The sequence below is a fragment of the Sphingomonas sp. AP4-R1 genome (genome assembly GCF_013113735.1).
Lineage (GTDB): Bacteria > Pseudomonadota > Alphaproteobacteria > Sphingomonadales > Sphingomonadaceae > Sphingomonas_I.
Map to the genome: position 1 here is coordinate 3,595,420 of NZ_CP053346.1, position 12,550 is coordinate 3,607,969.

The following is a 12,550-nucleotide window of genomic DNA, read 5'->3' on the forward strand; positions in this document are numbered from 1 at the left end:
GATCGTCGCAGCAAAAGCGGAGGGACGCCAGCAGCGGGCACCGGGGAAGGGGCGGACTGTGGGCGGGATCCGGCGATCGTCGGCAACGCGAGGCTCATTGGCGTTTCGCCTTCGGTTTCGCGTGGCCGAGCCGCCGCGCATTGCCGGTCGCGGTGCGATGGATGGGGGCGAGCGCGCCCCGGCCGAGCTTGGCTCCGGCCGTCATGGCGCCGAGCGCATAGTCGGCCGTCTGGTTCGCCAGCACGGACGCCTCGGACAGGGTCGGCACCTTGCCCGACAGCATCATCAGCCCGACGCGCTGCATCTGGACGGTCCACGCGCCATGCATCGCCATCGCGTCGCGGGTGATCGCGCTGGCGCTGCGCCCGAACGCCTCCACCTTCTCCGGCACCATCCGCGCGAACTCGGCGAGATCGGCCTGCATCGGCGAGCCCATCGCATCGCGCATCTTGCCGCTCCGCGCACTGATCACGGCGCTGGACGCCTGCACGGTCTCCAGCCCGCGCAGCCAAGTGGACTGCATATCGAGGCCGGCCGCGACCATGCGCGACCAGCTTGTGAAGGGATCAAGCATGGGGATCTCCGATGATCGCGATGTTCAAGCGAGGGTCCGCAGCGAAGGCTCGCGCGCGTAGAAGCGTCGGCCGGCCGCCTTGACGAACGCGCCGTCCAGCCCCGTCACGCCGTCGTCCGGGACGATGCCGGCCTTGTCGAGCAGGGGGCGGGCCGCGTCGCTGGCGCCGATCGCCTTGAGGTGCGCGAAGGCGTTCATCGCGAACTCGATCGCGGCGCCTTCCTTCAGCAACGCCTCGCAGCCTTCGTCCGACAGGAGGATGGCGACCGCATCGAAGATCTGGCTGGGCGAACCCGCGAGTTGGCCGTCGGCCTTGTGCTGCGATCCATCGGACAGCTTCGCACCGCCCACCTTGGGCGCGACGACCACCGGCTTGCCCTTCGCCTTCTCGACGGACGAGACGAGCGAGGCCAGTTCGGCGGCGTCGGTGCCGTCGGCGATCAGGATGCCGACCGAGCGGCCTTCGAGCGTGGCCTTCATATTCTTGTGGATCGACAGCGCATCGGACGGCGCCATGTCGACGGGCTCCTTCGCGGGCGGCGCCTTCTTGGGCAGCGGGATACCGAGGCCGGCGGCGACGCGCGCGGCGAGATCCTCGTCCACATTGCGCAGGTTCGCCACCATGCGCGGCGGGACCTGATCGAGCAGGCCGACCTTCGACAGCTCGAATACGAAGGAGGAGGCGATATGCGCCTGTTCGCTCTCGGTCTGCGAGCGATAGAAGAGCCGCGCCTGGCTGTAATGATCGGCGAATGTCTCCGAGCGGATCCGCAGCTTTTCGCCCTGTTCGTCTGGACCGGAGGGGGCGTCGGTCGTGGCGAAGCCTTGCGCGGGGCTCTCGCGCGGGCCGCCTTCCTCGCCATGCGCGGCGAGGCTGTTGGGCTCGTAATTGGCGCGGCCCTTGGGCACCATCGTCTGCATCAAGCCGTCGCGCTGGAAGTTGCCGAACGGGCAGCGCGGCGTGTTGATCGGGATCTGGTGGAAGTTGGTCGTGCCGAGGCGCGACTTCTGCGTGTCGAGATAGCTGAACAGCCGCCCCTGCAGCAGCGGATCGTTCGAAAAGTCGATGCCGGGCACGATGTTGCTCGGCAGGAAGGCGACCTGCTCGGTCTCGGCGAAGAAATTGTCGACGTTGCGGTTGAGCGTCAGCGTGCCGATCAGGCGGACGGGCACGTCGTCTTCCGGGATCAGCTTGGTCGCGTCCAGCACGTCATAGGGTTGGGCGTCGGCGAAGGCCTGATCGAAGACCTGGATGCCGAGATCCCATTGCGGGAAGGCGCCGGTGTCGATCGCCTCGAACAGATCGCGGCGATGATAGTCATTGTCGGCGGCCTGGAGCTTCAGAGCCTCGTCCCAGATCGTGGACTGAATGCCGAGGCGCGGCTTCCAGTGAAACTTGACGAAGCTGGCCTTGCCCTTGGCGTTGACCAGCTTGAACGTGTGGACGCCGAACCCCTCCATCGTCCGCAGCGAGCGGGGCAGGGTGCGATCCGACATCGCCCACATCAGCATGTGGGTGGTCTCGGGCATCAGCGAGGCCCAGTCCCAGAAGGTGTCGTGCGCGCTGCCCGCCTGCGGATAGCCGCGATCCGCCTCCATCTTCACGGCATGGACCAGATCCGGAAACTTGATCGCATCCTGGATGAAGAAGACCGGGATATTGTTGCCGACCAGATCCCAATTGCCTTCGCGCGTATAGAATTTCACCGCGAAGCCACGCACGTCGCGCGGCGTATCGACCGAGCCCGCACCACCGGCGACGGTGGAGAAACGGACGAACACCTCGGTCTTCTCGCCCTTCGTGAAGACCGCCGCCTTCGACAGATCCGAGATGTCGTCGGTCGCCTCGAACACGCCGTGCGCGCCGGAGCCGCGCGCGTGGACGATGCGCTCGGGGATACGCTCATGATCGAAGTGGAAGATCTTCTCGCGAAGGACGAAGTCCTCCAGCAATGTCGGCCCACGCGCGCCGGCCCTGAGGCTGTTCTGATTGTCGCTGACCGGAACGCCGTGATTGGTGGTGAGGACGGGAGCCTCGCCTTCGGCGTGCTGGTGGGTTTCGCCGCCGTTTCCGGCGTTACGGATGTCGTTGCTGGCCAATGAAAATCCCCTCGTCGCCGCTCATTCGGCAAATCGGGGTGGATAACGCGCCAGCGGACCGGAATGTCCTGCCGACGGGCATGGGCCGCAAGATTATCCCGTGTCCGTCATCCCGACTGCGCCGCGAAATGGCTGACGATATCGTCGCCCACGCGCGCCGGGCGGAACGTCACCGCATCGAGGCAGCACCAGCGCGACTTGACCTCCGCCAGCACCTCGTCACCCCGGCTGATGACCGTTCCGTAGAAGGCGCTCTCGCGGCGGACCTGTTCGAGCGTGGCGGTGGCGACGATGGCATCGTTGAGGAAGGCGGGCCGGCGATAGGTGATCTCGTGCTTCAGCGCGATCCAGACATGCGCCATGACGGCGTCGGCCGGCGCGAAACGCTGCCAGTGGGCGATCACGGCGCCCTGCACCCACGTCAGATAGATGGCGTTGTTGACATGGCCCATGAAGTCGATGTCCGTGGGGACAACGGCGACGATATGGGCATGGCTGGGACCAATCATGGCACAGCTTACCATTGCAGGGCCGGTGGGAGATACCGCCAGGTCATAAATCGGTAAGATCGTGACGGCTTTCCGACGTCGCGGACGATGCGGTCCTGCCTGTCGGACCAGAATTGCGCATATTGTCCCGGGAAGGCGCCGCCCCTTCCTCACGGGAACACCCTGTCACCCCGGCGGTTCGAGTTCCCATTCCATGAGCAGTCGGACCGGCCACATCCGCGAGAATATCGTTCTCTACGGCGCGCTCTTCGCCAACGTGGCGATCGCGGTCGCGAAATTCATCGCTGCGGGATTTACCGGCTCGTCGTCCATGGTCAGCGAGGGCGTCCACTCGCTCGTCGACAGCGGCAACCAGATCCTTCTGCTCTACGGCCAGGCGCGCGCCAAACGGGCGCCCGATGCCAGCCACCCGTTCGGATATGGCCGCGAACTGTATTTCTGGGCGTTCGTCGTCGCGATCCTGATCTTCGCCGTGGGCGCGGGCGTCTCGATCTACGAGGGCTGGATCCACATTGCCGAGCCGGCGCCCCTGCGGGATCCGACCGCGAACTATATCGTCCTCGCGGTCGCCGCCTGTCTGGAAGGCACGTCCTGGGGGATCGCCGTCCGGGCGTTCAACCACGAGCGCGGCGCGAAGAGCTGGTGGCAGTCGATCCGACGATCCAAGGATCCGGCCGGCTTCATCGTGCTGTTCGAGGACAGCGCCGCGCTGATCGGGCTGGCCCTGGCCGGGGTTGGCGTGTGGGCGAGCCACAGGCTGGGCGATCCCCGGATCGACGGCGTGGCCTCGATCGCGATCGGGATCATTCTGGCCGCCGTCGCCGCGCTGCTGGCCCGCGAAGCCAAGGGGCTGCTGATCGGCGAAAGCGCGGATCCCGAGATCGTCGGCAAGATCTGGCGCATTCTCGACGGGCATCCGGCGATCACCGCCGTCAATCACGTCCGCACGATCCACACCGCGCCCGACGCGGTGTTCGTGGCCGTGAGCGCCGACTTCGCCGACGATCTCTCCATGGGCGATGCCGAGACGCTGATCGAGGAGATGGAGACGCGCATGAAGGCGGCCGTGCCGGAGCTGACCTCGATCTACATCCGCCCGGAGAAACGGGAGTTCGCGGTGCACCAGTCACGCCCCCACGATCTGGACGGGGGCTGAGCGGGGCCTTTTCGAGCCGCTCCTCCCGGCGCACAGCCGCACACCGCCCGCCTCGACGGTCCCGCAATCGGACGGGCCGATGAACGCACGGCGCGCTCGCTGGTTTGCCCTGCATGCCCCCATTGTTCGCCTGGCCACCCGAACCCTATATTCTGGCGCTGCTCGGCGTCGGTCTGCTGATCGCCCTCGTGGCCTGGCTGCCGCTGGCGCTCAGGAACCTGCCGCTGTCGCTGCCGATCGTCTGCATCGCCATCGGCGCGCTGCTCGGACGATATGCGCCGACGCCCGTGGTGCCGCTGCCCGGCGAATATCCCAGGTTCGTCGAACATTTCACCGAGTTCGTGGTGCTGGTCGCCCTGGTGGGGGCGGGCCTGAAGATCGATCGCATCTTCGGCTGGAAACGTTGGGCGGTGACGTGGCGGCTGCTGGGCCCCACGATGCTGCTGACGATCGCGTCGGTCACCGCCATCGGGGTCGGGCTGCTGGGGCTGCCTCTACCGCTCGCGTTGCTGCTCGGCGGCGCGATGGCCCCGACCGATCCCGTGCTGGCGGCCGAGGTGCAGGTGGGGCCGCCCACATCGGGCGAGGATGACGAGGTGCGCTTCGGCCTCACGTCCGAGGCCGGGCTGAATGACGGACTGGCCTTCCCGTTCGTGCATCTGGCGATCGCGCTGGCGGCGGCGGCCGCCAGCGGCGGGCCCTGGGTGACCGGATGGGTGCTGCACAGCGTGATCTGGGAAACGGCGGCGGGCATCGCGATCGGCTGGATCATCGGATGGCTGTTCGGATGGATCACCTTCCACATCCCGGCCGACAGCAAGCTCGCCCAGACGGGCGACGGCGTGATCGCCATTTCGGCGACGCTGATCGTTTACGCGCTCTGTGAGCTGGCGGGCTGTTACGGCTTTCTCGGCGTGTTCGTCGCCGCGCTCGCGATCCGGCATGCGCATCGGAGCCACGCATTCCAGCGCGAGATGCACGACTTCACCGAGCAGATCGAGCGCATCGCCATGATGGCGGGGCTGCTGCTGTTCGGTGGCGCGCTGGTGAACGGGCTGCTCGCGCCGCTCGGCTGGCGGGAGGTGCTGGCGGCGATCCTGATCCTGTTCGCGGTGCGCCCGATCGCCGCGATGATCGGTCTGCTGGGCTTCAAGGCGCATCGCAGCGAGAAGCTGATGCTGGCCTTCTTCGGTATCCGCGGGGTCGGCTCATTCTATTATCTCGCTTATGGCCTCAACCATATGGAGGCCGGCGACCAGAGCGGGCTCTGGGCGCTGCTGAGCCTGGTCGTGCTCATATCGATCCTTCTGCACGGCCTCACCGTCACGCCGGCGATGCGGTCGCTCGACAGGCGCCATGGCCGCGATCCGATCCCGGGCGACAGCGCGCATGGCGGGGCGTCGCGGCAGCCGTCCTGACCGATCGCCCTGACGGCGTCGTCAGAGGTCCGGCAGCGATTGCTCCGCGCGGTGCCAGTCTTTCAGAGCGGGCGATGCCGCCCTTTCCAGCAGGAGCTCGACATCGCGGATCGAATAGGGTCGCGCATCCTGGAGCGAGGCCAGTTCGTCCCAGCTGATCGGCGCTGCGACCGTCGGGCGCTCCCGCGCCCTGACCGAATAAGGCAGCACCGCCGTCGCGCCGCGCTCGTTCCGTAGCCAGTCGAGGAAGATCCGGCCCTTGCGATCGGCCTTGCGCATGTTGGCCGTGAAGATCGCCGGCTGCGCCTGCGCCAGCGCGCGCGAAAAGCGGCTGGCGAAATCCTTGACCTCCGGCCAGCCGGCCTTCCGATCCAGCGGCACGATCACATGGACGCCCTTGCCACCGGAGGCCATCGCGAAACTCCGCAGGCCCAACTCGGTGAGATGGTCGCGCAGCAGCAGCGCGGCATCGCGCACGGCGGCGAAATCCAGTCCCTCGTCGGGATCGAGATCGAACACCATGCGATCGGGATGCTCGACGTCGCTGGCGGGGGCGCCCCAGCCGTGAAATTCGATCGTGCCCATCTGAACGCAGGTGAGCATCGCCGCGCCGCTGTCGACGACCAGATATTCCTCCTCGCCGCCCTTCTTTTCGCGGATCGCGACGGTGGGAACCCTGCCACCGAAACTGCCGCTGTCATGCTTCTGGAAGAAGCAATGCTTGCCGCGCCCCTGCGGGCAGCGGACGAGGCTGACGGGGCGATCGGCCAGCCAATGCAGCATCGGCGGGGCGATGGCGGCATAATAAGCGGCGAGATCGCCCTTGGTGGCGCCGCTGTCGGGAAAGACGATGCGTTCGGGGTGCGAGATGGCGATGCCGAACTGTGCCGCGTCTTTCTTCGGCCTTTGGGCGGGAACGGGCCTGTCCCGCGTCACCTCCTCGGCCGGCTTGTCCTCGCGCAGGCCGAGAAAGCTGGCGTGGCGCAGCACCTTCTCCGCCGTATATTCGGCGAAGGCGACCTCCGCGACCAGCCTGGGCGTCACCCAATGCGCGCCGCGCGCGGCCGCTTTCGGCACGTCGGCGGGGGCCATCTTGCGGGCGAGCGGCTTCAGCCGGGCGAGCAGCCTGTCGCGGGTGGCGGCATCGAAGCCGGTGCCGACCTTGCCGGCATAACGCAGCCCGCCATCCTCCTGCACGCCGACCAGCAGCGATCGCAGGTCGCGCCCGGCCTTGCCGCTTTCCAGATAGCCGAGGATCACGAACTCCTGCCGGCGCGTGCATTTGACCTTGAGCCACTGGCGCGTGCGCCGGCCGCGATAGGGCGCGTCGGCCGCCTTGGAGACGATCCCCTCATAGCCGTCGCCGCACAGCCGATCGAACAGCGCCTCGCCGCCTTTCTCGACATGCTCGGTATAATGGATCGGAGGCGCGACGCCGTCGAGCAGCGCGGAGAGACGCGCCTTGCGCTCGATCTGGCCGAGATCCCGCAGATCCTCGCCGCCTTCCTCCAGAAGATCGAACGCGAAATAATGGAGGTCGCCACCGTCCTGCAGCGCGGCCTGCAGGACGGAGAAGCTCGGCCGGCCGTCCTTGTCGAGCGCGATCACCTCGCCGTCGATCAGCGCGCCGTGCGGGGCGAGTGTCGCGGCGGCGGCGACGATCGGGGCGAAGCGATCCGACCAGTCGAGGCCGGTGCGCGTATAGGCTTTGGCCGCGCCATCGCCGCAGGCCAGCAAGGTGCGATAGCCGTCGAGCTTCACCTCGTGGATCCAGCCGCTGCCGCCGGGAACCGTATCGGCGAGGGTGGCGAGCTGGACCGGCTGGAAGCCGGGGGGCTTGCGCGGGGTGGCGGAGCGGCGGGGGCGGGGCGCTTTGGGTGGCGGCTTGCCCGGCGCATTGGCGGCGCCCTTGTCCGCCTTCGCCTTGGCCGTGTCGGAATGCCAGACCGGATCGCCGCCCCGGGCGATCTCGGCCATGCTGCGTCCGCTCTCGACCGAGGTGAGCCCGGTTTCGACCAGATCGCCCGAGGCGCCGGCATGGGCATCCGCCACTTTGCGTAAGAGCCAGTTCTCGCGTTTCTCGCCCGGCCGGGGCTTCATCCGCACCAGCAGCCACTCGCCCTGCATCCGCCGCCCGTGGAGCAGGACGTGGACATGGCCCTGCTCGATCGTCTTCGCGGGATCCTTGCCGCCGACGGGTTCCCATGTGCCGACGTCCCACAGCATCACCGTGCCGCCGCCATATTCGCCTTTGGGGATCGTGCCCTCGAAGCCGGCATAGGACAAAGGGTGATCCTCGGTGCGGACGGCGAGCCTCTTGTCGTCGGGATCGAGGGAGGGGCCGCGCGTCACCGCCCAGCTTTTGAGCACGCCCTCCATCTCCAGCCGGAAATCCCAGTGGAGGCGGGTGGCGTCATGCTTCTGGACGATGAAGAGATGGCCGTCGCCCGCATCGGCGCGGGCGCCCTTCGGCTCGCGGGTGCGCTTGAAATCGCGCTTGGCATTGTAGGCGGCGAGCGGATCGGCGCGCGCCATCATGCGCTCTTGCGGGTGCGCGCGGCGGGCTTCTTCGCCGGTGGCTTCTTCGGGGCGGCCTTGGCAGGTGCGGACTTGGCGGGCGCGGCCTTCTTCGCGGCCGTGCCGGCGGCGGGCTTGTCGAGCGACTTCCTGAGCGCGGCCATCAGATCGATCACGTTCGATCCGCCTTTGGCCGGGCGATCATCGTCCGCATCGAGGCTGACCTTGCCCGATTTCGACTTGCGCTTGCGCGCGATCAGATCGCGCAGCGCATCGACATAGCGATCGTGAAATTCCGAGGCGTCGAACTTGCCCGATTTCTTCTCGATCAGCGTCGTGGCGAGATCGAGCAGATCCTCGTCCGGCTTCACATCGGGGATGTCGCGGAAATAGCTCGCCGCCTTGTTCACCTCGTCGGCGTAGCGCAAAGTCTCCAGCACCAGCCCGCGCCCGCACGGCTTCAGGCTGACCACATACTCCCGGCCGCGCAGCGCCAGTTGGCCGAGCCCCACCTTGCGCGTCTTGCGGAGCGCCTCGCGCAGCACGACGAACGCTTCCTCGGCCAGATCGTCGGCCGGCACGACATAATATGGCTTGTCATAATAGATGGCGTCGACCTCGTGGGCGTCGACGAACTGGGTCAGTTCCAGCGTCTTCTTGCTCTCCAGCTTGACGCCTTCGATCTCCTTCTCGTCGAGCAGGACGAACTCGCCCTTCTCATATTCGAAGCCCTTCATGATCTCTTCGGGATCGACCGGGCCGATGCCGTCCACCACCTTCTCGTAATGGATGCGCTTGCCGGACGGCTCGTGGATCTGGCGGAACGAGACGGTCGCGCCGCTCCGGGTGGCGGAATAGATCTCGACCGGGATCGAAACCAGCGCGAGCCGGATCTGGCCTTGCCAATAAGCGCGCGCGGGCATGTCGAGGTCTCCGGTTGGACCGCGCATCAAAGCGGGGAAGGCGGGCGTGGTTCCATCGGTGCCGCTGGCCTCCGCGAGCAGCGGCCGCCCCGAGGCGCCGTTCGACGACCCGCCCCGGCCGTCAGGCCGCCAGGCCGCCTCGCATCGCGATCCGCCCGCGATGCCAGCCGGGCCAAGACAATCCCGATATTGCGCGTTAGATGTCATACAAATCTGGGCGAGGGTTTGGCTTGATGCGGTATGGATTGCGTGCGGGGTTCGCGGTGGCTCTGTGCACGTCGGGGGCGGTCGCGGGGACGGTGCCGCAGACGCAGCGGATCATGCTCACGGGCCACGGCCCCGCCGATGCCGTGCCGTGGGACTTCCGGATCGATGGCGGCATGCAGGCCGGCAAGGCGACGCGCATCGCCGTGCCGTCCAACTGGCAGCAGCAGGGCTTCGGCCATTATCAATATGGCTATGACAAGGGGCCGCGCTCCGACGGTGACCACGGCGTCTACAGCCGCCGCATCGCGATCCCGGCCGACTGGAAGGGGCGGGTGATCCGGATCGTGTTCGATGCGGTGATGACCGACACGCTGGTCAGGATCAACGGAAAGAGCGCCGGCCCGGTCCATCAGGGCGGCTTCAACCGCTTCAGCTACGATATTTCCGACCTCGTCAAACCGGGCGAGGAGGCGCTGATCGAAGTCGACGTCAGCGAGGTTTCCGCAGCACGGGACACCGAGATCGCCGAGCGCCACGGCGATTATTGGGCGTTCAGCGGCATCTATCGGCCGGCGTGGCTGGAGGCGGCGCCGGCCCAGTCGATCGCCACCGCCGCCATCGATGCGCGCGCCGACGGCCATATCGCCGCCGATGTGGTGCTGGCCGCTCCGCAAGGGGGCCGGGTGGGCGAACAGACCGTCACCCGGATCGAGGGGCAGGTGGTGACGCTGGACGACAAGCCCGTCGGCGCGCCTTTTTCCACCACGATCCCGGCGGGCGGCACCGGCCGGCTGCGCGTGGAAGGACAGGTTGCCGATCCGGACTTGTGGACGGCGGAAACACCCCGTCTCTATGCGCTCGATCTCACGCTCTACAATGGCGAGACGGCGGTCCACCGGATGCGCCAGCGTTTCGGCTTTCGCACCTTCGAGGTGCGACCGGAGGGGTTGTTCCTGAACGGACGGCGCATCCTGCTGAAGGGCGTCAATCGCCACAGTTTCCGCGCGGAAACGGGCCGCGCGCTGGATCGCGCCGACGCCTATGCGGATGTGCGCGAGCTGAAATCGCTGAACATGAACGCCGTCCGGATGTCCCATTACTCGCCGGAAGACTCTTTCCTGAAGGCGGCGGACGAACTCGGCCTGTACGTGCTGGACGAACTCAGCGGCTGGCAGCACGCGCATGATCTGGAGGTCGGGCGCAAGCTGGTGCGCGAACTGGTCGAACGCGACGTCAACCACCCCTCGATCCTGTTCTGGGACAATGGCAACGAGGGCGGCTGGAACCGCGCACTGGATGGCGACTTCGCGCTCTACGATCCGCAGCGTCGCGTCGTGCTGCATCCGTGGGAATGGCATGGCGGCATCGATACCAAACATTATCCCCGCTACGACGATCTGGCCCACCGGCTGCAGGGGCCGGCCCTCGTCATGCCGACGGAGTTTCTCCACGGGCTATATGACGGCGGGGGAGGCGCGGGCCTGGACGATTACTGGCGCGCCATCTCGACCTCGCCGCGCGGCGCAGGCGGCTTCATCTGGAATTTCGCGGACGAAGGCGTCGCCCGGACGGACCAGGGCGGGCGGATCGATGTCGCCGCGACGCTGGCGCCGGACGGCATCGTCGGCCCCCGCCACGAATGGGAGCCCAGCGCCTTCACGGTCAAGGATGTCTGGTCGCCCGTCCAGATCGTCACCCCCCGGCTGGATCGCCGCTTCGCCGGAGCGCTCACCGTCGCCAACCATTATGATTTCACCGCGCTCGACACGGTGGGCTTCACCTATTCCTGGGTGCGTTTCGCAGGCCCCTATGATCGGGACACGACGCCGCGCACGATCGCCTCGGGCAGCGTGGAGAGCCCGGCCATCGCCCCCCACGCGGAGGGCGCGTTACGCGTGCCGCTCGCGGCGGGCTGGGCTAAGGCCGATGCGCTGACGATCACGGCGAAGCGCGGCGATGCGCCGCTCTGGCAATGGACCTGGCCCGTCGAAAAGGATGGGGAGGCGCCCAAGACCGCGACCGGTCCGGCGCCGCATCTGGAACGGCAGGGCGCCCTGATCCGCTTGACGGCCGGCGGCGTGACCGCCCGCTTCGATGCGACGACCGGGCTGCTGGCGGGGATGGGGCGCGGCGGGCGCGACCTGTCGTTCCGTAACGGGCCCCGCCTCGTCGCGATGAAGGCGGAGGATCCCGCGCAGAAGCCGCTCTGGAGCGAGGCGACGGCGGCGGGCGACGGCATTTATCGTCTGCCGAAGGCGGTCTTCGCCGACCGGGCGGAGATCGACATCGGCCTGACGCCCGACGACAGTTGGGGTGGCTTCGGGCTGGACATCTCCGCCGACGGGGAGAACTGGCGGACGGTCTATTCCGGCGAGCGGACCGACCGGGACGGCAAGCTCTACACCTTCCCGGCCCAGAACGTCGCCTTCGTGCGCCTGACGGGGATTCATGCCGTTCATCGCACCCCGACCATCGTCTCGGTTCGCATCGGCGCGGAGCCCGACCGGTTTCCCGCCGCGCCGGGGGCCGCGACGATCACGACCGGCGAGGGCATCGACCCCGTCACGAAGCAGGCGATCGCGTGGGTCGAGGCGCAGGGCGCGGGCGGATTGGATCGGGCGCGCTGGACGATGCGGCCCGACGGGACGGTGACGCTCGATTATTCCTATTCGCTGACCGGCTCCTATCTGTACCACGGGATCGGCTTCGATCAGCCGCCCGCGCAGGTGAGATCGGTCCGGGCGCTCGCCTCGGGGCCGAGGCCGGTGTGGAAAAACCGGGAGCGCGGCAATGAACTGGGTGTCGACGACATCGCGCTGGACCGTCCCGGATCCGCCCAGCGCCCCGCCGATGCCGGCTATTTCGCGGACCTGCACTGGGCGCGCTTCGATACGGCGTCCGGCCCCTGGGATGTCCGCACCGACGATGCGAACACGTTCCTCCAGATCGGTGCGCACATGGCGGACACGCCCGATACGTCGCCGGCCTTTCCGGCCAGCGATATCGGCTTTCTGAAAGCCATCCCGGCGATCGGCGCGAAATTCCAGCCGCCGGGCGCGACCGGACCAGCGGGACAGCCGACGGCGGCATCGGGGCACTATTCGGGACGCCTGCTGTTCCATCTCCGCTGACCGCGAGACGGTTTC

8 protein-coding genes are annotated in these 12,550 nt (G+C 67.6%); 3 read left to right on the top strand and 5 right to left on the bottom strand.

The genetic code is table 11. The features are described from left to right. Positions 1 to 94 precede the first annotated feature (94 nt). From HL653_RS16540 to HL653_RS16550, 3 genes are all read right to left on the bottom strand, one after another. Entirely contained in the window at positions 95 to 574 is a 480-nt protein-coding gene (locus HL653_RS16540; protein ID WP_171745490.1) for a hypothetical protein, read from the bottom strand. A gap of 24 nt (positions 575 to 598) precedes the next feature. Then, on the bottom strand, positions 599 to 2,674 hold the full coding sequence (locus tag HL653_RS16545; RefSeq protein ID WP_171745491.1) for a catalase: 2,076 nt from the start codon (positions 2,672 to 2,674) through the stop codon (positions 599 to 601). A 107-nt stretch (positions 2,675 to 2,781) separates the two neighbouring features. Further along, on the bottom strand, positions 2,782 to 3,183 hold the full coding sequence (locus tag HL653_RS16550) for a thioesterase family protein (protein ID WP_253716980.1): 402 nt from the start codon (positions 3,181 to 3,183) through the stop codon (positions 2,782 to 2,784). Positions 3,184 to 3,376: 193 nt separating this feature from the next. Here HL653_RS16550 and HL653_RS16555 point away from each other — a divergent pair, with 193 nt between their 5' ends. Together HL653_RS16555 and HL653_RS16560 are read left to right on the top strand one after the other, a co-directional pair. After that, positions 3,377 to 4,339, top strand: coding sequence for a cation diffusion facilitator family transporter (locus HL653_RS16555; RefSeq protein WP_171745493.1), 963 nt, complete (start codon positions 3,377 to 3,379; stop codon positions 4,337 to 4,339). 113 nt (positions 4,340 to 4,452) lie between these two features. Continuing rightward, positions 4,453 to 5,757, top strand: a complete 1,305-nt coding sequence (locus HL653_RS16560; protein WP_171745494.1) for a sodium:proton antiporter — start codon at positions 4,453 to 4,455, stop codon at positions 5,755 to 5,757. A 21-nt stretch (positions 5,758 to 5,778) separates the two neighbouring features. Here the strand turns inward: HL653_RS16560 and ligD are convergent, their stop codons facing one another. After that, on the bottom strand, positions 5,779 to 8,292 hold the full coding sequence (gene ligD, locus HL653_RS16565; RefSeq protein ID WP_171747048.1) for a DNA ligase D: 2,514 nt from the start codon (positions 8,290 to 8,292) through the stop codon (positions 5,779 to 5,781). Then, the gene (locus HL653_RS16570; protein ID WP_171747049.1) at positions 8,292 to 9,197 is read right to left on the bottom strand and encodes a Ku protein; all 906 of its coding nucleotides are present in this window, start codon (positions 9,195 to 9,197) and stop codon (positions 8,292 to 8,294) included. The genes ligD and HL653_RS16570 overlap by 1 nt, the downstream gene beginning before the upstream one ends. A gap of 233 nt (positions 9,198 to 9,430) precedes the next feature. Between HL653_RS16570 and HL653_RS16575 the strand changes: the two genes are divergently transcribed. After that, positions 9,431 to 12,535, top strand: coding sequence for a glycoside hydrolase family 2 TIM barrel-domain containing protein (locus tag HL653_RS16575; RefSeq protein ID WP_171745495.1), 3,105 nt, complete (start codon positions 9,431 to 9,433; stop codon positions 12,533 to 12,535). Positions 12,536 to 12,550 lie beyond the last annotated feature (15 nt).

Bases quoted from the DNA above. Each gene is read 5' to 3' on its own strand.
- HL653_RS16555 (WP_171745493.1), top strand. From the start codon at position 3,377: ATGAGCAGTCGGACCGGCCACATCCGCGAGAATATCGTTCTCTACGGC.
- HL653_RS16570 (WP_171747049.1), bottom strand. From the start codon at position 9,197: ATGCCCGCGCGCGCTTATTGGCAAGGCCAGATCCGGCTCGCGCTGGTT.
- HL653_RS16560 (WP_171745494.1), top strand. From the start codon at position 4,453: ATGCCCCCATTGTTCGCCTGGCCACCCGAACCCTATATTCTGGCGCTG.
- HL653_RS16550 (WP_253716980.1), bottom strand. From the start codon at position 3,183: ATGATTGGTCCCAGCCATGCCCATATCGTCGCCGTTGTCCCCACGGAC.
- ligD (WP_171747048.1), bottom strand. From the start codon at position 8,292: ATGGCGCGCGCCGATCCGCTCGCCGCCTACAATGCCAAGCGCGATTTC.
- HL653_RS16540 (WP_171745490.1), bottom strand. From the start codon at position 574: ATGCTTGATCCCTTCACAAGCTGGTCGCGCATGGTCGCGGCCGGCCTC.
- HL653_RS16575 (WP_171745495.1), top strand. From the start codon at position 9,431: ATGCGGTATGGATTGCGTGCGGGGTTCGCGGTGGCTCTGTGCACGTCG.